This window comes from Rhizobium indigoferae, from assembly GCF_034554815.1.
In the GTDB taxonomy this organism is placed as follows: Bacteria; Pseudomonadota; Alphaproteobacteria; order Rhizobiales; family Rhizobiaceae; genus Rhizobium; species Rhizobium leguminosarum.
Map to the genome: position 1 here is coordinate 735,647 of NZ_CP140637.1, position 20,373 is coordinate 756,019.

20 protein-coding genes are annotated in these 20,373 nt (G+C 59.4%); 12 read left to right on the forward strand and 8 right to left on the reverse strand.

Translation table 11 applies throughout. From position 1 onward, the window contains the following. Positions 1-8: 8 nt before the first annotated feature. Complete coding sequence (locus U5G49_RS29895) at positions 9-215, reverse strand: hypothetical protein (protein ID WP_193442611.1); 207 nt, start codon at positions 213-215, stop codon at positions 9-11. Between the two features lie 151 nt (positions 216-366). Between U5G49_RS29895 and U5G49_RS29900 the strand changes: the two genes are divergently transcribed. After that, positions 367-861 (forward strand): Lrp/AsnC family transcriptional regulator, encoded by a 495-nt coding sequence (locus tag U5G49_RS29900; RefSeq protein WP_193442609.1) that lies wholly within the window; start codon positions 367-369, stop codon positions 859-861. Positions 862-927: 66 nt separating this feature from the next. Here U5G49_RS29900 and U5G49_RS29905 read toward each other — a convergent pair whose 3' ends face one another. Beyond that, positions 928-1,308: a winged helix-turn-helix transcriptional regulator gene (locus U5G49_RS29905; RefSeq protein WP_193442607.1), complete on the reverse strand. Its 381-nt coding sequence runs from the start codon at positions 1,306-1,308 to the stop codon at positions 928-930. Positions 1,309-1,467: 159 nt separating this feature from the next. Here U5G49_RS29905 and U5G49_RS29910 point away from each other — a divergent pair, with 159 nt between their 5' ends. Together U5G49_RS29910 and U5G49_RS29915 are read left to right on the forward strand one after the other, a co-directional pair. Then, positions 1,468-1,860, forward strand: a complete 393-nt coding sequence (locus U5G49_RS29910; protein ID WP_193442604.1) for a DoxX family protein — start codon at positions 1,468-1,470, stop codon at positions 1,858-1,860. A 40-nt stretch (positions 1,861-1,900) separates the two neighbouring features. Beyond that, positions 1,901-2,647 carry an SDR family NAD(P)-dependent oxidoreductase gene (locus U5G49_RS29915; protein WP_193442602.1) on the forward strand — a complete coding sequence of 249 codons (747 nt, stop codon included), beginning with the start codon at positions 1,901-1,903 and terminating at the stop codon, positions 2,645-2,647. A gap of 83 nt (positions 2,648-2,730) precedes the next feature. On the opposite strand, the gene U5G49_RS29920 is transcribed toward U5G49_RS29915, so the two are convergent. Beyond that, positions 2,731-3,627 (reverse strand): LysR family transcriptional regulator, encoded by an 897-nt coding sequence (locus U5G49_RS29920; RefSeq protein WP_193442600.1) that lies wholly within the window; start codon positions 3,625-3,627, stop codon positions 2,731-2,733. A gap of 94 nt (positions 3,628-3,721) precedes the next feature. Here U5G49_RS29920 and U5G49_RS29925 point away from each other — a divergent pair, with 94 nt between their 5' ends. From U5G49_RS29925 to U5G49_RS29935, 3 genes are read left to right on the forward strand one after another with little or no spacing between them, the layout of a single operon-like run. After that, positions 3,722-4,909, forward strand: coding sequence for an MFS transporter (locus tag U5G49_RS29925; protein WP_193442598.1), 1,188 nt, complete (start codon positions 3,722-3,724; stop codon positions 4,907-4,909). 31 nt (positions 4,910-4,940) lie between these two features. Next, positions 4,941-5,687: an SDR family oxidoreductase gene (locus U5G49_RS29930; protein WP_193442595.1), complete on the forward strand. Its 747-nt coding sequence runs from the start codon at positions 4,941-4,943 to the stop codon at positions 5,685-5,687. A gap of 13 nt (positions 5,688-5,700) precedes the next feature. After that, on the forward strand, positions 5,701-6,171 hold the full coding sequence (locus U5G49_RS29935) for a cyclophilin-like fold protein (protein WP_193442593.1): 471 nt from the start codon (positions 5,701-5,703) through the stop codon (positions 6,169-6,171). Between the two features lie 133 nt (positions 6,172-6,304). Here U5G49_RS29935 and U5G49_RS29940 read toward each other — a convergent pair whose 3' ends face one another. Beyond that, complete coding sequence (locus tag U5G49_RS29940) at positions 6,305-7,201, reverse strand: LysR family transcriptional regulator (protein ID WP_193442590.1); 897 nt, start codon at positions 7,199-7,201, stop codon at positions 6,305-6,307. Between the two features lie 128 nt (positions 7,202-7,329). Between U5G49_RS29940 and U5G49_RS29945 the strand changes: the two genes are divergently transcribed. Beyond that, complete coding sequence (locus tag U5G49_RS29945) at positions 7,330-8,187, forward strand: NmrA family NAD(P)-binding protein (RefSeq protein WP_193442588.1); 858 nt, start codon at positions 7,330-7,332, stop codon at positions 8,185-8,187. A gap of 125 nt (positions 8,188-8,312) precedes the next feature. On the opposite strand, the gene U5G49_RS29950 is transcribed toward U5G49_RS29945, so the two are convergent. Beyond that, positions 8,313-9,350, reverse strand: coding sequence for a methyltransferase domain-containing protein (locus tag U5G49_RS29950; protein ID WP_193442586.1), 1,038 nt, complete (start codon positions 9,348-9,350; stop codon positions 8,313-8,315). Between the two features lie 180 nt (positions 9,351-9,530). Here U5G49_RS29950 and U5G49_RS29955 point away from each other — a divergent pair, with 180 nt between their 5' ends. Together U5G49_RS29955 and U5G49_RS29960 are read left to right on the forward strand one after the other, a co-directional pair. Then, positions 9,531-11,528, forward strand: coding sequence for a putative bifunctional diguanylate cyclase/phosphodiesterase (locus tag U5G49_RS29955; protein ID WP_193442584.1), 1,998 nt, complete (start codon positions 9,531-9,533; stop codon positions 11,526-11,528). A gap of 336 nt (positions 11,529-11,864) precedes the next feature. Continuing rightward, entirely contained in the window at positions 11,865-13,517 is a 1,653-nt protein-coding gene (locus U5G49_RS29960; RefSeq protein ID WP_193442582.1) for an acyltransferase, read from the forward strand. A gap of 15 nt (positions 13,518-13,532) precedes the next feature. Here the strand turns inward: U5G49_RS29960 and U5G49_RS29965 are convergent, their stop codons facing one another. After that, on the reverse strand, positions 13,533-14,420 hold the full coding sequence (locus U5G49_RS29965) for a LysR substrate-binding domain-containing protein (protein WP_193442580.1): 888 nt from the start codon (positions 14,418-14,420) through the stop codon (positions 13,533-13,535). 111 nt (positions 14,421-14,531) lie between these two features. Here U5G49_RS29965 and U5G49_RS29970 point away from each other — a divergent pair, with 111 nt between their 5' ends. Genes U5G49_RS29970 through U5G49_RS29980 form a run of 3 tightly spaced genes read left to right on the forward strand, consistent with a single transcriptional unit; the run spans position 14,532 to position 18,194 of the window. Next, positions 14,532-15,785 (forward strand): aromatic ring-hydroxylating dioxygenase subunit alpha, encoded by a 1,254-nt coding sequence (locus U5G49_RS29970; protein ID WP_193442577.1) that lies wholly within the window; start codon positions 14,532-14,534, stop codon positions 15,783-15,785. Continuing rightward, complete coding sequence (locus U5G49_RS29975) at positions 15,775-16,866, forward strand: hybrid-cluster NAD(P)-dependent oxidoreductase (RefSeq protein WP_193442575.1); 1,092 nt, start codon at positions 15,775-15,777, stop codon at positions 16,864-16,866. The genes U5G49_RS29970 and U5G49_RS29975 overlap by 11 nt, the downstream gene beginning before the upstream one ends. 47 nt (positions 16,867-16,913) lie before the next feature. After that, on the forward strand, positions 16,914-18,194 hold the full coding sequence (locus tag U5G49_RS29980; RefSeq protein WP_193442573.1) for a M24 family metallopeptidase: 1,281 nt from the start codon (positions 16,914-16,916) through the stop codon (positions 18,192-18,194). Positions 18,195-18,298: 104 nt separating this feature from the next. On the opposite strand, the gene U5G49_RS29985 is transcribed toward U5G49_RS29980, so the two are convergent. Together U5G49_RS29985 and U5G49_RS29990 are read right to left on the reverse strand one after the other, a co-directional pair. Continuing rightward, a complete protein-coding gene (locus U5G49_RS29985) occupies positions 18,299-19,309 on the reverse strand; it encodes a GlxA family transcriptional regulator (RefSeq protein ID WP_193442570.1) in 1,011 nt (336 codons plus the stop codon). 55 nt (positions 19,310-19,364) lie between these two features. Next, the gene (locus U5G49_RS29990; protein ID WP_193442568.1) at positions 19,365-20,363 is read right to left on the reverse strand and encodes a 4-hydroxyproline epimerase; all 999 of its coding nucleotides are present in this window, start codon (positions 20,361-20,363) and stop codon (positions 19,365-19,367) included. Positions 20,364-20,373: the final 10 nt, after the last annotated feature.

The window sequence follows — 20,373 nt, forward strand, 5'->3', positions numbered from 1 at the left end:
TGTTTGGTCTAGCGGATAAATGGAACAGCGGGCTCATCGTCCCAGAGCGCATCATCCGTGAAAGCGGGGCCGGAATATTCGGTCTCGCGAAGCGGGCGCGCATTCGGCTTGTCGCGCTTGAGGGTGAGTGCCGCCGCCACAGCCCTTATTGCCAGCGGCCGGTAGTGAACGAGCAGGTCGGGTTTTTGGTCATCATCCGCTTCGTTGTTGTGCATGCATGATCCCCCGCTTTGAAGTCGACGCCGATACCGATCACAGCGCTCTTTCACCCGGCACCTAATCTATCACAGCCACAAATCGCGATCTCACTTGATTTTTACAGTTTCTAGGCCGTATGAACTTATTAATGCGTCATCGAGAGTTCAAATGGCCACAGAAACTGACATCTTTAGTGAATTGGACCAGTTCGATAAAAAAATCCTCGCCGCACTCGCCGAGGACGGAAGGCTGTCGATCACCGATCTGGCTACGCGTGTCGGATTGTCGAAGACGCCATGCCAGATCCGCTTCAAAAGGCTGATCAGCGAAGGATACATCGAAGGCTTCAAGGCCATCCTCAATCCGTCGAAAATGCAGCTCGACCACATTGCTTTCGTCGAAGTGAAACTCTCCGATACCCGCGAGCATGCGCTGAAAAGCTTCAACGATGCCATCAAGAAGATCGGGGAAGTCGAAGAGTGCCATATGATTGCAGGCAGGTTCGATTATCTGCTGAAAATCCGCACCCGCGATATCGGCCGCTACCGTCGGGTTCTGGGCGAGCGTATCTCGACGCTGCCTCACGTTGCCAGCACATCGACGAATGTCGCGATGGAGACGGTCAAGGAAGGCTGGGACAAGTCCGGTTCGAGTCTTTCGTGAATGTGATCCGTGGAAGACTATAACTGGCTGCCGGTGAGTTGCCGTAGCAATCCACCCACAGCCAGTTCAGCCATCTCTGGCTTTCCGACCGCGTGCGCCCGGTTTCACCGGCACGCTCTTGCCGTACTCATTCCACCATGCCGTCAAAGCCTCCATGGTGGGGCCGAGGCCCCGCGCTTTTTGCGTGATCTCATATTCGACGCGCGGAGGAACCTCCGCAAAGATGGTGCGGGACACGAGGCCGTCTGCTTCGAGCTCGCGGAGTTGCACCGTCAGCATGTGTTGGGTGATGCCAGGAATAGCCTTTCTCAATTCGCCAAACCGGTAGACCCGCTGATGGAGCAGCCACATGATTTCCAGCTTCCATTTGCCGGAGAGCAGCGCGAATGCGCGACGCATCTCCTCATGCATATTGATTTCGCCATCGGCCATAGTCTGGTTTTCCATACTAACTGCAAGTAATTCATCCTACTTGCAAAGATAAACCTTAGACGACATTTTCAATCCATGCATCACGGGGCGCAGTAAAAGGAGCGCCTCTTCCATAGAAACCGACAGACCCGACGAGAGGAATGTTGCTGCGTGAGCAGCGACAAGGATGAGCTTATGCTTGAATTTTACGGATACTGGATCAGCACTGCACTTCTATCCGTGCTCTACCTCGCCTCAGCCTACATGTATGCCACAAGGCGACAGTGGGTTCGCGAGGCGCTGACGGAACTCGGATATAGCGCGAACAACCTCGTTCCTTTCATGATCATTGTTAAGGTCCTCGGCCCGATAGCGATCCTTTCGCGCGTCAGCGTCCCGCTCAGCGATCTCGCTTATGCCGGCATCTTCTTTCACCTGCTGCTATCAGGCCTCGCGCATATCGGCGTTCGAAAACCTGTCGGCGCTCTGCCAGCGGCGGTCGGCCTGGCGCTGCTGCTCAGCTCGTTCATGACGCAGAACGACGCCCGCGACGTCCCTTCCCCTTACATCCAGGCCGCCGCCCTCTGACCCCTCGATGATTCCCAAGCCTTATCAAATGGAGATACACATGGGTCGACTCAATGGAAAAGTTGCCGTTATCACCGGCGCAAGCCGCGGCATTGGCCGCGCCACCGCAAAGCTGTTTGCGGCCGAAGGCGCGAAGGTCGCAGTTCTTTCGCGGACATCCGAAGGCGTCGAACGGGTTGTCGCGGATATCGTTGAAGCGGGCGGCGCAGCGCTCGGCGTCGTCTGCGACGTCGGTGAAGCCGATCAGATCACGGCCGCGGTTGACAAGGTTGTCGCTGCATACGGCCGCATCGACATTCTGGTGAACAATGCTTTCGATGGTTCTGCGGTCTTGTCTTCGGTCATCGACCTTTCGGTCGAGCAATTGCAACGGAACTTCGACACCGGGCCGATCGCGTATCTGCGCTTCATGCAGGCGTGTTATCCTCACCTTAGAGACGGCGGAGAAGGGCGGATCATCAACTTCGGTTCGATGGCCGGCACCATCGGGTTGGCTGGTTACGGTCCATACAACATGGCCAAGGAGGCGGTGCGCGCGCTGACGCGCACGGCGGCACGCGAATGGGGTGCCGACAAGATCACCGTGAACAACGTTCTGCCGGTCGCCGACACCTGGGGCGCTGCGGAAAAGGATGTTCCTCCACCGACGAACGCGCTCGCGCGTTTCGGCTCGCCGGAAGACGACATTGCCCCCGTGGTGCTGTTCCTGGCCAGCAGGGATTCGCAATTCATTACGGGATACAGCCTTACCCCCGACGGCGGCGCAATCATCGACAGCGCCCGGTAACAGGCCTCGGCAACCATCGATGAGCAAGGGGCGCAGCGTGTTGCGCCCCGTTATCCAGCAGAGCCTCTCGACATCAGTGTTGGTTACCGATGCCGGTAGCGAAAGGCTTCGACGAAGGCGGAGAAAGCAGGGGATGGATGGCGCCGGCTGGGGTAATAGAGATGATACCCTTGGAATGTTGGCGCCCAGTCGGCCAGCACCTCGTTCAGTTGACCGCTGTCACAATATTGCCGGACGAGGTCCCTCGGCACATAAGACAGCCCCGCGCCATCCAGAGCGGCATTGATCGCCGGCCCTATGGTGCTCATCACGAGCTGGCCTTCCACACGAACGCTGAACTCGCGGCCATCCTTTTCAAACTCCCAGGCATAGAGCGCGCCTGACGTCGGAAGACGCAGGTTGACGCAATTGTGGTCCGTCAAGTCATGCGGGGTCGAAGGCACAGTGCGGGTCGCAAAATATTCGGGTGATCCGACCACGGCGTAAGAGATATCGGGTCCAATGCGAACGGCTACCATGTCGCGCGCAATCGCTTCGCCGAGCCGCACGCCGGCATCGAATTGGCGCTCCACGATATTTGTGAAACCGTTGTCGACGATGAGTTCCACGGTGATATCGGGGTAATCCCGCAAAAATGCCGGCAGCCTCGAACGGAAGACCAGCTCCACGGCATCATCGGGACATACGAGGCGGACTGTGCCCGAAGGCTTGTCGCGCAGCGCGCCGAGGGCACTGATCCCAGCGGCGATGCTCTCGAAATGCGGCTGAATACTTTCCACGAGACGCGCACCGGCCGCAGTGGGAGCCACGTCACGCGTCGTGCGGGAGAGAAGCCGGACGCCAAGCCGGGCTTCGAGCGCGCTGATCGTATGGCTCAGCGCCGAGCGCGTGACTCCCAGTTTCCATGCAGCGCGAGTGAAACTCCTCTCTTGAGCCACCTCGAGAAACGCACGCATTTCCGTAAACTCGTCGCGCCGCATTGTTGAATCTCCTTCATCACGACATTCAGATTATAGCTTCTAGTCGCGCAAAACCAGTCCGGCTATCTATCTGGCAACGGACAGGAGAACGTGAATGACCGTCGAGCTGACATTGAATGAGACCTCACTGACGGAATACGAGACGACCTCATGGTCTGCTGTGACCTGCCTCTCGCTTCTCACTTTCCTTCTGGTGGGGTTGGAATTTCTCCCTGTGAGCCTTCTGACCCCGATCGCCAACGACCTCTCTGTGTCAGAGGGGCAAGCCGGACTGGCGATCACCGCGTCGGGAGTCTTCGCGGTTATCACCAGCCTCTTCGGCAATGCATTCCTGGCGAAGATCGACCGGAAGTCTGTCGTCCTGCTCTATACGGCGGTTCTTGTTGCATCGAGCTTGGCGGTTGCCCTCGCACCCAACTTCCCTGTCTTTCTCGTCGGGCGGTCCCTGGTCGGCGTTTCGATCGGCGGCTTCTGGTCGCTGTCGACGGCTATTCTGGCACGCCTGGCTTCGGGCCGTGACCTGCCCAAAGCCATTGCCCTTCTTCAAGGTGGCACCGCATTCGCGCTTATCCTAGCCGCGCCGCTCGGCAGTTTTCTTGGCGGGTTGATCGGATGGCGCGGAACCTTCTTCATCACGGTACCGATCGGAATTGCGGCGCTCGTCTGGCAACTGGTCGTCCTGCCGAGGATGCCGGCGACATCAACCGTCTCGGTGGCCAGAATATTCGGGCTGCTGCGCAATCACACATTCGCGATAGGAATGGCGGCGACCGCTCTCGCCTTCATTGGCCAGAACGCACTGTCTATTTATCTTCGCCCGTTCCTCGAAGGCGTCACGGGACTGGACTTGAATGTTCTGTCGATGGTGCTTCTCGGCATTGGCGTCGGCGGACTGGCTGGAACATCCGTCATTGGCTTCGTCGCCAGGCGCCATCTCCTGCTCGTTCTCGTAGGATTGCCGGCTGCTCTTGCGGTCCTTGCACTGCTGCTGATCGCTCTCGGGCCGTTCGCGGCGGTTACGGCATCCCTGCTCGTCATGTGGGGATTTTTCTCGACGCCGCTTCCGGTCGCCTGGAATACCTGGATGGCCGCTATCGTTCCCGGTGAATTGGAAGCGGCAGGTGGACTGCAGGTGGCACTGATCCAACTTGCCATTGCGGGCGGCGCTTTCGCTGGCGGCATGTTGTTCGACACCGCGGGATGGTGGAGCACCTTCCTTCTGGCCGCCTGCCTTCTCGCCGGTTCGGCTGTCCTCGCCGCGCTCGCCGGTCGCCGTTCCTGAACCTTCAGAAACCTCAAAACAGGAGATCATCATGTCTCAAGGAACCGAAAACAAGGTGGTCGTCATCACCGGGGCAAGCAGCGGGCTTGGCGAAGCCACCGCCCATCACCTTGCTGAGCGCGGCGCTTCGGTCGTCCTCGGCGCACGGCGTAGCGACCGCATCGCTGCGCTGGCCGAGGAACTGGCCGCAAAGGGCTATAGGGCCAAGGCAGTCCAAACCGACGTCACGGATCAACATCAAGTCAAGAAGCTCGTCGACACGGCCGTCAACGCGTTCGGTCGCATCGACGTGATGCTGAACAATGCCGGCCTGATGCCACTTGCGCCGCTCGAACGGCTCAAAGTTGACGAGTGGGATCGCATGATCGACGTGAATATCAAAGGGGTGCTCTACGGCATCGCAGCAGCGCTTCCGCACATGAAAGCCCAGAAGTCGGGGCACATCATCAACGTGTCCTCCGTCTACGGCCACGTGGTCGATCCGGGTGCCACCGTCTATTGCGCGACGAAATTCGCCGTGCGCGCCCTCTCGGAAGGGCTGCGGAAGGAAGTGAAGCCATACAACATCCGCACCACGATCATTTCACCCGGCGCGGTGAACACCGAACTCCTCGAACACATCAGCGAAAAGGACATCCAGGCGGGCGCCAAGGCGTTCGTCGGCAAGATCGCCGTCAGCGCGGACACGTTCGCCCGAACGGTCGCCTTCGCGGTGAACGAACCAGACGATGTCGACATCAACGAAATCCTGTTCCGGCCGACGGCTCAACCTGTCTGACGCGAGGCCCGCTATGTCGATGACATCCAAGTTCATGAGCCGTCGCGCGGTGCTGGGCGGAACTTTGGCGACCGCCGCTCTCCCTCTCGTGGCGCAAGGGCAGGACGAGCACCGCCCGGCAAGTCCCGAGGCGACAGACGTGAGGATCAGGATAGGCTTCAACGATCTAACCCTGACCGCGACACTCTCCGACAACCCGACGGCGCGCGATCTCGCTTCCATGCTGCCCTTGAACCTCAAGATCGAGGACGACGGCAGGAACGAAAAGATCGTCCATCTGCCGCGCAAGATGACCGAAGAAGGAAGCGGTGCTTTCGGAAACGAGCAGCCGGGCGACCTTTGCTACTTCAAACCGTGGGGTAACCTGGCCCTGTTCTACGCGGATTACCGCTGGGACGGGCTGATCCGGCTCGGCCGCTTCGACAATGGCTTCGAGCCGTTGCTGGTGCGCGGCGAGTATCCGGTCCGCATAGAACGCATCTGACAAGGGCTTTATGGCCGGAGATATCAATTCGACTTCCTCCCAAGCATCAAAGAACCCCATAGACGATAAATTTCCAGAACCAGATACCGCGGCCGGCCTAAGCCAGCAGAGGCGCTCGACGGGGCGCCTCCGTCTATTCGATGATCTCGACGCAGAAATCTATAAAGGCCCTGACCTTAGCCGGAACATGCTGACGCGAGGGATAGAAGGCGTAGAGCGGGAATGTCTCGTCCGACCAGTCGGGAAAGAGGTTCACGAGCTGCCCATTGTTCAGATAATCCGCCATACCGAGTGAGAAGACTTGCGCGATGCCTATCCCCGCAAGGCAGGTCGCCAAGGTCGTGCCGGCATCATTGACTAAAATGCGGCTGCGGGTCTCGATCGAGACGACCTTTTCACCCCGCCGAAGCTCCCATTCGAAAGGCCTTGCCGTCAGCGGGTCCTGGAACTGGATACAGGTATGCTCGCTCAAATCCCGTGGACGGCTCGGCCGGCCATGGCGCTCGATATAAGCGGGAGCCGCAATCGTGATCACGCGCGTCTGCATCAACAGGCGCGAAATAAGCGACCGCTGTGCAGGCTCGCCAAAGCGCACCGCGACGTCCATGCCATCAGCAACAAGATCGCCGATCTCGTTGCGGGTGATGACCTCGATCTCGATATCCGGATAACGATCGAGGAAGGCGCCGAGCCGCGGGCCGAGCACAAGGCGTGAGAAATATGGGTCGACATTGACTCGCAGTCGGCCACGCACCGCCTGCCTGGCGCCAACAGCCGTCTGCGCAGCCTCTTCGATGCCGCTCAAGAGTGGGGCCACCTGTTCGTAGAACCGCGCGCCGTCATCGGTCAGCCGCATGGTGCGCGTTGTCCGGTCGAGCAGCCGCAGACCGATCCGCCCCTCCAGTCGGGAAATGGCGCGGCTGACACCCGACGCCGACAGTCCCATTAGGTCCGCCGCCCGCGCGAAACTTCCGCTCTCGATAACGGCGGCAAGCACGCTCACGCCATTCAATAATCGTCCGTCAAACATCGTGCATCCGTGATTTTTAGTCACCAATCATGTGACAGAAGCGCGCTTCAGTCAAATGCTGCCAAAGGACATGATCAGCATGACAACCGCCAACCTGCTGGCGGTGGAGGCAGCAAAGGAGTCTAACCATGTTTGTGATCACCGGAGTAACAGGCCAGGTCGGAGGCATTGTCGCCGCGCGTCTGCTGAAGGCAGGGGTGCCGATACGCGCCGTCGCGCGCAATGCGGATAAAGCAGCGGAATGGAAGGACAAAGGCGCGGAACTGGCCTTGGCAGAGATGACCGACGCCGATGCACTCACCAAGGCTTTCGCCGACGCCCACGGTGTCTTTCTGCTGATCCCGCCGACCTTCGATCCGACCCCCGGCTTTATGGAAGTGCGCGCTGTCATTGCGGCCCTGAAGACCGCGCTTCTTTCGTCTCGTCCTGCCAAGGTCGTTTGCCTCTCCACCATCGGCGCGCAGGCCAGAGAACCCAACCTCTTGAGCCAGCTCGGTCTCGTCGAACAGAAGTTATCTGCCTTGCCAATGCCAATCGCCTTTCTGCGTGCCGGCTGGTTCATGGAGAACACAGCCTGGGATATCACACCGGCGCGCGAGACCTGTGTCCTCTCGAGTTTCCTCCAGCCGCTCGATCAGCCCTATCCGATGGTTTCTGTCTTCGACGTCGGAGCCAACGCGGCAGAACTGCTGCAGCAGGAGTGGGTGGGCAAGCAGGTCGTCGAGTTGATGGGACCAGAGGGCGTCACGCCCAACGATATCGCCGCCGTCCTCTCGTCCATCCTCGGCAAACCCGTCCGGGCGGAGCCGGTCGCCCGCGACACCTGGCAGCAGATTTTCACCGATCAGGGCATGCAGAACCCGCTCCCGCGGATGCGTATGATTGATGGCTTCAACGAAGGCTGGATTCGGTTCGAGGGCGAACCGGTGAAGGGCACGACCACGCTGGACACAGCGATAGGCCGTCTGATTTACCCCGGCCGATAAACAGCTCAAAGGCCGTGGCGGAGAGCAGCCACGCCCTTTCTCATGCAGCCTCTGATAGGGTCGCCCCCGGTTTTTGGACTAACGGACTACCCGAAGACTACCGGATTGGACGGCAGGCATGCCGCCTACTGCGGTCTTTGGATTTCACAGTAGACAATGCTGCGGTTTGAGCCGGACCAAACCGACACCTTCACATCCGCCCCAGTCACGCTTTCACTGGCGATCAAGCCCATCTCTCGTTCTGACCGCAACAGCAGCGCCCAGTTCATAAATGTCTCCATATAGCCATCGACCTCCGTCTCCGGAGAGAAGTTGGCGAATAGGAATGTGCCGCCAGGCTTGAGCATGCTGACGCACTTCTTGGTCAGCTTTACGGCTACCGCGTCCGGTAAATAGTCATAAAGACCCGCGGCATAAACGAAATCGAACATTCCCAGCGCATGCCTTCCACCGAGCAGGGATTTGACCGACCCGTTCACCGCTTCGACGGACGTGCCGGCGAAATCGCGGGTGACGGTTCCAACGCTCATCGGGTCTTGATCCAAGGCTACCCAGCGCCTGATCGCGCCGGCGCCGAGAGCGCGCGACAAAGGCCCCTCACGAAGATGCCCGGCTGCGATGGCGAGGACTTCGGTGGAACCAGGCCGGGCCAAAGCGATTTCGTCAACGCGGCGAGCCAGAATGTCTCGACGCTCTCTTACCGCGACGGATGACGAAGCATTTCGAGTGTAGGCGTAGATCGAGCGTCCCAAGTTGCTCGCTGATAAGACGGCGTCCTCAATCTCAGGTCTGCCGTAGATGAAGTCGAGAAGGCGTGCGTCGCCAGAATAGCCGCGCGGCTTTTCGAACGACCAGCGGGTCAATGGATCTTGATGAAGATAGTGAGCAACTGGATGAGATTGCGCGATCGGAACGATGACGTCCCACACCTCCGGATGAAAGCGCCGCCGTATCTGATGCAAGGCGTCGGTGAGACGCTCGATGATCGCATTAGGCTCGATGCCGGATTTGAACTGACGGATCGACACGTCAAGGCTGAGGGCAAGCTCGGCTGTGGCAACGATAAGGTGGCCGGGATCTGGGGCAGCAACCCTTCTTGCCGCCCGACGAATTTCACCCGGCGCAACAAGACTTTCACCGTCCAAGACCAGGCTTTGTGCCATTTCGAGACCCCTTTGACATAGCGTTAAGCATAATCAACCTCGAAATAGGATGCGACTAGAATCTACACGGGATAAGGGTAATTCTACTCTTGCGGGTCCGATGCTACCCCTCTAACAAAGCTAAGCAACAAGACAAACCGGTTGCAGGTTGCCGAACGCAACTCTGGAGGGCGCCGAAGTATGGCTTACTTTTCAACATACTTTAGATGGCTGTCAGTCCAGCGTTTTTGCAGGACCGCGGCCTACGCTAATGTCCAGCGCGACGAATCCACCGCCAGCTTTTCATTCGCCGAGGCCCTCAAGTCTTTGAAAACTGAAAATGATGCTGTCCGAGGGCGGAGTTCGCGGCATGGTCTTTGGATCGCGGTTGCCGTTTATGTGTCCTTCGCACTTCCCGACCGTTGGCTGATCCCCGATGTTGCGCCTGTGACGATCGCCGCGCGATTCGTCATTGCAACGATCGCTTTGCTGGTTTTCGAGACCCTGCGCCTGGCAAAAGCGAAAACCGTCTGGCTTGACATCACATGCGCCTCGGCACTGCTTGCGGGCTATGTGGGCTGGCTTTACCCGGCGATTGCCACCCGCGACGTCACCGCCATGTCATACTACATGATATTCGGCGCCATCTTCATGATGGGCGCCAACCTCTTTTTCAGTTTCCCGTTTCGGCTTTCGGTGATCACCTCGAGCCTCGTTCTTTGCGCATTTTTCGTTACGATCGAGGAATTTTTCCCTTCAAGCCAAACCTACAAGCTTGCCTTCGGGTTGTTCTACATTTCGTGCTTTGTCTTCACGTCTTTCGTCAATTGGCGATTGAACGTGGAGCGTCGAAACGTGTTGTTGAACGCGGCGGAGGCTCGCCACCAGCACTGGGAAGCGTCCGAGCGGGGAAGGACACTGCTCGAGCTTTCACATACTGACTACCTGACAGGCATAAGCAACAGACGCGCGCTGGATCGGCGACTCGACGAATGCTGGGCCGCTTGGAAAGACGAACGACGCGACTTCTCCGTGTTCCTTATCGACGTCGACTTTTTCAAACGCTTCAATGATCGCTACGGACATCAGGAAGGAGACCGATGTCTGACTGTCATCGCCAATGCGCTGAAGGCAGTTGTAGAGTCGTCCGACGGCATGATCGGCAGGTATGGTGGCGAGGAGTTTATCGTAGTCATGCCGGACGCCCTCCCCAAGGTCGCGATGACTCTCGCCGAGAAGATCAGAATAGAAGTCGAGACTCTTGCGATTGCTCACGACGAGCGACCAGATGATATATCGATCGTAACCGTCAGCATCGGCGTCGCCTTCACCCGCGAGAAAGTTGGAGAGAAAGTTGAACGAATAGTGCGTGAAGCCGACCTCGCTCTCTACAATGCCAAAGCAAGTGGCCGAAACTGCATTCGTAGTTTTGATCCGTTGTTGCCTCGCCCCGACGACTATGCTGGTAAACTCGTCCCGCTGCTGGCGGCCGCCATTGATCGCAAACTGGTCTCGCTCGTGTACCAACCGATCTTCGACGTGATGAACGAGAAGGCAAGAGCTGTCGAGGCTTTGATGCGCCTCAGGATGCCGGACGGCACCGCGGTTTCGCCGAAGACATTCATTCCGGTGGCAGAACGAAGTGGCGCTATCCTCGAACTGGGCAGGTGGGCGATCGAGACGGCATGCCGCGATATATTGATGACCGATCGCATGGCTACCGTCAGCGTCAACGTGTCGCCAATACAACTGCGTTCCCCCGGCTTTGCTGCCAGTGTCGCTGATATCCTTGCTCGGTGCGGAGTCTGCGGATCGCGACTAGCCTTGGAAGTCACCGAGGGCCTGGACATGGATATGCAGTCGGAGGTGCTGAAATGCATTGCCGATCTGCGGGCACTCGGCGTCGAGATCTGGCTTGACGACTTCGGCTGCGGTTTCGCGGGCCTCTCTTGGCTGAGGGCAATCGAGTTTCAGACGGTCAAGGTCGATAGAACCTTCCTGCACGACTGCTCGAACCCACGCGGTCTGATGATGCTTCAGGACATGATTGCTCTCATCCGCAATCGTGGGAATACGATCCTGGTGGAAGGCGTCGAAACTGCAGCACAGTTTTCCCTTCTCAAGGATCTTCGCATCGACCGCGTCCAGGGCTTTCATATGGGAATGCCGGTTAGCGCTGAACTTCTGAGCGCGGCATAACTCGCCTCAAGGTTTCCAGATGGCTCAGCACGTTGCCGATGATCGGTGCGTGGTGCATGACGTCTCTGCCAATTGCGAATTCAGAGGTGAGCGTGGCAAGCATACCCTTATCTTCTCGCCGGGCGGTGCGCTTTCCGTACAGGCGATGAACCCGGGCGCCTCGGCCGAACCGATTACCTACACGGCAACCAAGGCAATTGGAGCCATCGCAACGAGGGCTGTGCCACCATTGTCAGAAGTCTTGCTTTTAGACGGATCACGCCGTCTGATGCAGCGAGGCAACGGATCGCTGAATCAGACGAATATTCGGCGGTTGAACCTGAGAATGAGGATCAGATGGATCACGCCAATGGCCCGCAAGCCCCGGTGAATGAACAGAGGGAAGCGCGCAGGCTTCAATACCTTACCTGGGAACACATTGTGTCCGACCTCGGCCATCCAGCCCACCTTGCCCGCAAGGCGCAACTCAGGCGATCATGCGGTGCGGAGCTGGCCGAGTCGTCCTACATCGCCGAGAATGCAGCGATCTTCACCGAAAGCCTGACGATGGGCGAGCGATCCTGGATCGCCGGGCACGCACTCGTCCGCGGCCATGTGATCCTTGGCGATGATTGCACCATCAATCCCTATGCCTGTATTTCCGGCACAGTGACGTGCGGCAATGGCGTGCGGATTGCTTCGCATGCCTCGATCGTCGGCTTTAATCATGGCTTCGACGATCCGGCAGTTCCCATACATCGCCAGGGTGTCAACAGCATCGGCATAACCATCGGTGACGATGTCTGGATCGGCGCCAATTCCGTGGTCCTCGATGGCGCAACAATTGGAAATGGCGCCGTGATCGCCGCCGGAGCGGTGGTTACCGGAGACATTCCCACCATGTCGATTGCCGGTGGCGTGCCCGCCCGGGTACTGCGGAGCCGAGGCTCGGCACCCAGGAAATCCGGCACTGGAGACATCGAAGATCAATTGGTCAGGCTGGGGCAGAAGGCGAAAGACCAGTGGCCGGACATTCTTGCACGCTGGAAAACGCAGGGAGCCTATGAATCGTTGGAAGCGGACGGCGTCCGGAGGCCGGCGATCCGGCATTTATGCGATGCCATCGAGATCGCCGCCGGGTTCGGTCACCTGCCGCCCGACCTCAATATCTCGGAAACCGTCGAGCTTCTCCAAGGCCTCCAGGAACGAGAGACCGGGCTGTTCCCGGATGAGCATTCGCGCATGCACGACAAGGCGCTGAGGGATGATCCAAAGGCGCTCTACAACGTCCTTTCGGCCGGATATGCGCTTGAGCTGCTTGGCTCCAGTCCACGGCAACCCGTCCATGCCGTCGAGCTTGGCATCGGAGAGCTTGACGAATGGCTGAGCGCCCTGCCCTGGTCGACACGGGCATGGCACGCCGGCAGCGTGGTCGATGCGATCGGAACCGCCATGTACTTCAATGCGAAGTATTTCGGCCTCAGGCATTCACGGCAGCAGCTCTTTGAGTGGCTGAGCCGGAATGCCAACAGCGTCTCCGGCCTATGGGGTGAGCCGACCGCGGGGGAAGGATGGCTCCAGCCTGTGAACGGCTTTTATCGCCTGACACGAGGCACCTACGCCCAGTTCGGCGCGGCACTTCCCCACCCGCACGCCTCACTTGAAACAGTTCACCTCAATTATCGCAACCACAAGGGCTTCGTTGCTGCGAAATACAATGCGTGCAACCTGCTCGATACGATTCATCCTTTGCTGCTGATTGCCCGACAGACCGACTACAGGCGGGCTGACGGAGAGGCAATCGCCCGAAATCTCATATTGAGGGCTCTGGATAGATGGCGGGATGGCGAGGGATTCCCGTTTGCCGACGGTGGTGAACCGAGCTTGCAGGGGACGGAAATGTGGCTTTCCGTCATTCACTTGGCGGCGGATTTCCTGGGCCTGGCAGATCACTTCGCCTTCGTCCCCAAAGGCGTCCACCGAACGGCCACTGTAGGATTGGGCTTGTGAATACGGCAGTTTCGATCAACCGTGCAATGATGCCGTCAGCCAGGCGGCGGCAAGGTCCCGCGCGTTGTTTCGCTTGGCTTTGACGGGCACGATCACGTTGTAACGATCTTCCGCGGCAAGCTCACCGCCGCCGATCCGCACCAGGGTTCCATCCTCCAGAAAAGTGCCCACCAGCATGCGCCATCCCAAGGCAATCCCTTGCCCCGCGCGCGCGGCGGCGATGGTTTCGGTATAGTGGTTGAACCGAAGCGACGGCTTTACCTCGAGCTTGGCGCCGGTCAGAGAAAACCACTGCGCCCAGCTATACCAGGAACGATCATGAACGTCCGTTTCGATGAATTCGTCGACGGAGCCTAGCGGGCCATCTCCTCGACGCCTGAGGTAATCGGGAGAGCAGACGGGGCAGATGACGTCGCCGCGCGAGGCGATGACGGTAGCATCGCTGAAAGGGGGCACACCATAGCGAATTGCCACATCGACTTCTCCGTCGTCGAGAGCGATCGGGCTGTCCTGGGATATCACTCGCACCAGAATGCCCGGGTTCGCCCGGCGGAATTCGGCCAGCCGCGGCAGCAGCCAGAAGGAAGAGAATGCAACGGTCGCCCCTATCGTCAACACGTCCTGGCTGCGCGACTGGATCGCTTCCACGCTCTCGGCGATATCGGCAAAGCTCTTCGCCAGCGTGGCTCCGAGGTTGATGCATGCCGTTGTCGGTTCGATGGCTCGATGCTTGCGCACGAATAGGGGCTGGCCGAATTCCTCCTCCAGCAACGCAATCTGCCTGCTGACTGCCGCCTGGGTGACACCCAATTCGGTCGCAGCCGTGGTGAAGCTCTTCTTCCTGAGCACCGCCTCCAGGGTCACCAGTGCCGTCAGCGACGGGATCCGTCTTCGGAAATGCATCGCAGAACTCCTCTTCACATGATAAAAACTCATGCGAACGTGATTTTTTATGCCGTTGAAACGTCAGCGTTGCAAGGGCAATCTCGGGAAACTCTCGCATAAGAGGTTCTCATGCTAAACAGGCTTCCATCTACCATTTCAGCCCTTCTCGACGCCCGCGCCGACGGTCACTCGCTGCCGGCCGGCCTTTACGTCAGAGAAGACGTGTTCGAAGCAGACCTCGAGGTCTTTTTCCACAAGCACTGGATCTGTGTCGGCCTGGACTGTGATGTTCCCGAACCCGGCGACGCCACGGTGGTCGATATCGGCAAGACGAGCCTGATCCTTCTGCGTGACGACGACGGAGAAATCCGCGTCCTGCACAATGTCTGTCGCCATCGCGGCTCCCGCCTCCTCGATCCGGGCAAGACGATCGTCTCAAAACTCGTCTGTCCCTATCACACCTGGACATATGAACTGACGGGTGAGCTCAGCTACGCGCCTCACATGGGCAAGGACTTCGACAAGGAGTGTCGGAGCCTCAAGTCCGTCACCTTCAAGTCGATCGGCGGACTGATTTATGTCTGTCTTTCCGACAATCCGCCCGAGGACATCGCTCTCCTCGAGCAAGCCATGGTCGAGCGCCTCGCCCCCTACGACATCCGGAATGCAAAGATTGCCTTCCAAACTGACGTCATCGAGGACGGCAACTGGAAGCTGACGATGGAGAACAATCGCGAATGCTACCATTGCTCCGCAAACCATCCGGAGCTCTGCGTCTCCTTCGTCGATCTCGACTTCGGCTTCGACCCCGAAACTCTGAGCCCGGAGGATCGTGAGCAGGCCGAGGAGCATTTCAGGCTGTATGAAGAGCGGACCAAGGCGTGGGAGGTGGACGGCTTCCTCTCGGCGGCCGTCGAGCAGCTCGCCGACTGCGCCACCAACTTCCGCACCCAGCGGCTGATCATCGCAGGCGCCGGCGAATCCCAGACCCACGACGCCACCGCCGCATCCTCCAAGCTTCTCGGGCAGATGACCCGCAAGGATCTCGGTGACACACATCTTTGGGGCCACAACAGCTGGAACCACTTCATGGGCGACCACGCCGTGGTGGCAACCGTCATTCCGCTCTCCGCGGGCAAGACGCTTGTGAGAACCAAGTGGCTGGTCCACAAGGAAGCCGTCGAAGGCGTGGATTACGATCTCGACAAGCTGACGGACGTCTGGGTCGCGACGACGGACCAGGACGCCGATCTCGTCGCCCGCTCCCATGCCGGCGCTCTCGACCCGGCATATCAGCCCGGCCCCTACTCCCGCTTCTCCGAGACGAACCTCGACAAGTTCGCCGCCTGGTACATCGACCGGATGCGCGCCCATGGATACTAGAAACCCACAGGCGCCCGCGCCCAGAGCCGCCCTTCACGACCTGTGGAACCCAGAGGAAGACGACGCGCTGGTCTGCCTCGACGTTCAGCAGGAGACCCACGACGTCAAGACATTCACCTTCGCCTCCCGGGAGGGTAAGCGGTTCGCGTTCAAGGCCGGGCAGTATTTTCTGTTCGACCTGGAATATAATGGAGACGCTGAAAACAGGTGCTACAGCATCTCCTCCTCGCCGCATCGGACGAACGCCTTCTCCGTGACGGTGAAGCGCGTTCCCGGCGGCAAGATCTCCAACTGGCTTCATGACACCCTGGTCCCCGGGGCAACCGTCAAGGCGAACGGCCCGCTTGGCCATTTCGTCAGGCCCGCGGCTTCGAAACCGAAGCTTCTGCTGCTGTCCGGCGGTTCCGGCATTACGCCCGTCATGTCCATTCTGCGTGAAATCGCCGACAGTTGCGAACCTGCCGACGTCGTCTTCATGCATGCCGGCCGGACGCCGCACGATCTGATCTTTCGCGACGAACTCGCCTTCATCGCCCGCAGGCTGAAAGGCCTTCGCCTGCATTTCCTCCCGGAGACCGTTGCCGGCGAGCCATCCTGGCCCGGTCTGATCGGCCGTATCTCGGCAGACTATATGCGGCTTGCGGTTCCCGATATCGCCGAGCGAACTGTGATGTGCTGCGGCCCCGCCCCGTTCATGGCCGCCGCGCGCGGCATTGCCGCCGAACTCGAGGTGCCCGGCTCGAACTACCTGGAAGAAAGCTTCGAAGCCGCGGTCATCGACGAACCCGAAATCCCTGCGGTTCAGGAGGCCGCTGCCAAGGTCTTTCAGGTCACCTTCTCGAAGCAGGCCCGCAGCATCGACGTCTCCGGCGACCAGAGCGTGCTCTCATGCGCGAAGAAGTCAGGCGTCAGGATCCCGTCGTCCTGCGCGAACGGCGTCTGCGGCACCTGCAAGTCGAAGCTTACGTCAGGCACGGTCGACATGAACCACAATGGCGGAATTCGTCAGCGGGAAATCGACGCCGGCCTCTTTCTGCCCTGCTGCTCCAAGCCGCTCAGCGATCTCGTCATCGAGCGCTGAGCGCCCGATAACGTCGCGTCACCCACCGACAACAGGGACTCACTGAGATGTTGCGAGAGGAAAGCGATTCCGCCGAGCTGACCGGCCCGACGGTCTTCAAGGATGAGCGAAAGCAGGCATATCTCAATCCCGAGGGGGTGGATCGGCCTCTCATCAGTCCTTTGCCGGCCACGACGCTCGATCGGGCTCGCCGCTATCGTCTGGAGTGCCTGCGCACGAAGATGCGCGAATGGGATTGCGGCGCCCTGCTCCTCTACGATCCCGTCAACATCCGATATGCCTTCGATTCATCGAATATGAGCATCTGGACGATGCACAACGCCTCGCGCTACGCTCTGATCCTGGCCGATGGTCCGGCCATACTTTTCGAATTCGAAGGCGCCGAACATGTCAATGACGGGCTTCCCGGCATCGACGAGATCCGGTCGGCGAAGTCATGGATATTCTTCACGGCCGGGAACCTTATGGAACCCCGCCTGAAAGCCTGGGCGGAGGAAGTCGCGGACCTCATAAAGAGCAACGGCGGCAACAAGCGCGTGGCGGTGGACAAGCTCGAACCCGCCGGCGCGTTCGAATTGCGGGAACGCGGCTTCATGCTCTTAGACGGTCAGGAGCTGGCCGAGAGGGCGCGATCCATCAAAAGCGCTGACGAAATCGAGCTGATGAGATGGACGATCCGTGTCTGCGAAGCAGGCATGGCGCGGATGTACGAGGCACACGAGCCCGGCCGCACCGAAAGAGAGATCTGGGCCGAGCTTCACTTCGAAAACGCACCTAGTGGCGGCGAGTGGCTCGAGACCAAGCTCCTGACCGCAGGCCCCAGAACGAACCCCTGGTATCAGGAATGTTCGGACTATGTGGTCAAACGCGGGGAGATGATATCCTTCGACACCGATATGATCGGACCCTACGGCTATTGCGCCGACCTCTCGCGCTCGTGGACAGCAGGGCACGTCGCGATGAACGCCAAGCAGAAGCAACTCTACGCCGCCGCCAGGGATCAGATCGAGCACAATCTCGCCATCCTGAAGCCCGACATGACCTTTGAAGAGTTCAACGCGCTGTCGTGGCGGATTCCGGAGCAATACCAGCCTTATCGATACACGCTTGCTCTGCACGGAACCGGAATGGCGGACGAATGGCCAGGGATCCTTCTGCATCCGGATTTCGACCCTGAATTCAGCGGCCTCATCGAGGAGGGCATGGTGCTCAACGTCGAAAGCCTGATCGCGGAGGCCGGATCAGAGAGCATCAAGCTGGAAACCCAGGCTCTGATCACGGCAAGGGGAGCCGAGCGGCTGGACACCTTTCCCTGGGAAGAGATCTGAAGAAAGCATGTCGCGCAAAAGTGTGCAGCGGTTTTGCGACAACGACATGCGTGAGAACAAAGGCCTAAAGCGAGAGGAGCGAATCTGAAAGATTGCGACGCGCTTTAGTGCGCTCTCGAAGCGGCACGATGCTGCGACGGCGTTTGCCCGAATGTGCGCTTGAACGTTCGCGTGAACTGCGAGGCGTTTTCAAAGCCGACATCCAGCGCGATCTCGATCAGTGGCGCCTTCGACTGAGCCAGGATCGATTTCGCACGCTCCATGCGAACACGATTATAAGCCTTGGCAGGAGACATCCCGGTCTTGTCGATAAAGATCCTCTCCAGTTGCCGCCGAGACAGGCCAACCGTGGCGGCAAGCTTTTGAATCGACATGCTGCCATCGACGAACTGTTCCATCGTAATCATCGCCGCCTTGACGCGGGCGTCGTCATAGTCGTCGTAGAGCGGACGCCGGGGCTGTATGTCCGATGGAGTCCGGGCCTTTTCGATCTGAAGCACTTCAAGCGCGTTTCGTTCAGCGTCGCGGCTGATATATTTTCTGACCAGCAACGCCGCCATGTCGGCGGAACTGCTGCCGCCTGCGCACGATCCGCGCTGGCGATCGAGATTGAAGAGCCGGTCGGAGCGAACGCTAAGCTCGGGGAACCGCTCCCGAAACTCCTTGTAATGCAGCCAGCTCACACAGGATTCGTGCCGCTTCATCAGGCCTGCCGCAGCAAGAATGAACGAACCCGTGCACACGCCGATCAGCGGCACCTTCTTGGCGTCGGCCTGCTTGAGAAAAGTGATGGTCTGCTGGTCGACAGGGTTCTCCACCGTCAGAAGGCCGCCGACGACCACGATGTAGTCGAACCTCGACGGATCGACGAAATCGGATGTCGGAGCAACCTGGACGCCGCAACTCGCGGTGATCAAGTGCCTCGTGCTGCCGATCACCTGCCAGTCAGCAAGGACCCTCCCGGAACGATCCTGCTCGTCGCTGGCAAGCCGCAGCGTGTCCACGAAGAGCGCAAAGGCGGACAGCGTGAACGATCGCGCCAGAACGAAGCCGACCTTGAGCCGGCCAGCCGACTTCGCGTCGGCGTCTGCCTGTCGATGCTGCTCAGGTCGCATAGTCATCTCCTTGCCGCTTCTTACCCCGCCCCCGTCTTTTCAGACGAAAACGCGCTCATCGGATCTGAAAGCCATGCGCCAGCGGATCCCGATCGTCAACGAAAATGGTGTTGTGTCCGATGACGCGTGCCCAGCCTCCGATGCTTGGAAGAATACCGCTATAGGGCCCAATGCGTGCCTCGGCTTCGACCCGGCCCTCGAAGACCGTTCCGATGAGGCTTTCATGCCGATATCTCGACCCGACGGTAAGCCGTTCCTTCCCATAGAGCTGGGCCATGCGTGCGGAAGTGCCAGTGCCGCCCGGCGAGCGATCGATGGCCTTCTCGCCATAGAAGACCGCGCAACGCCCATCCGAGGTGTCGTTCACGGGGCGGTCACACCAGATGGCATGATGGACGCCGCGAATTCTCGGATCGTCGGGATGAACGGGATCGCAAATATCGGCAAGCGCTGACCTGAGCTTCTGGCTGCAGCCGACGATATCCGATGCGGTCATGCCGTCGAGCCCGCTCCAGTTATCCTGCGGTTCGATGACCGCATAATAGTTGCCGCCATAGGATATATCGACGCGCAGACGACCCATTCCCGGCACATCGACCTCGACATCAGCCTCGTGCAGATAGCTTGCAACATTGTGGAGACGAACGGATTCGACATATCCGCCCTTTTCCTCATAGGTGACATCGACCCTTCCCGCAGGCGTCTCTATGGCAACCCTTCCCGGCTCCCGCGGCTTGACGAGCCCCTCCTCGATCGCGGCGGTCACGACGCCGATGGTGCCGGCGCCGCACATCGGCAGGCAGCCGCTCACTTCGATGAAAAGAACGGCAAAATCGCAATCCTCCCGGTAGGCCGGATAGATGATCGCCCCCGACATGATGTCATGCCCCCTTGGCTCGAACATCAGCGCCTTGCGCACCCAGTCGTGATCCCGGACAAAAATCTCCCGACGCTCACTGATCGGCGCATGCGGAAGCAGCGGTCCGCCTCCGGCAACAAGGCGCACGGGATTTCCTGACGTATGGGAGTCGATGCAGAAGAAGCTGTTTCTCATCTTTTGGTGT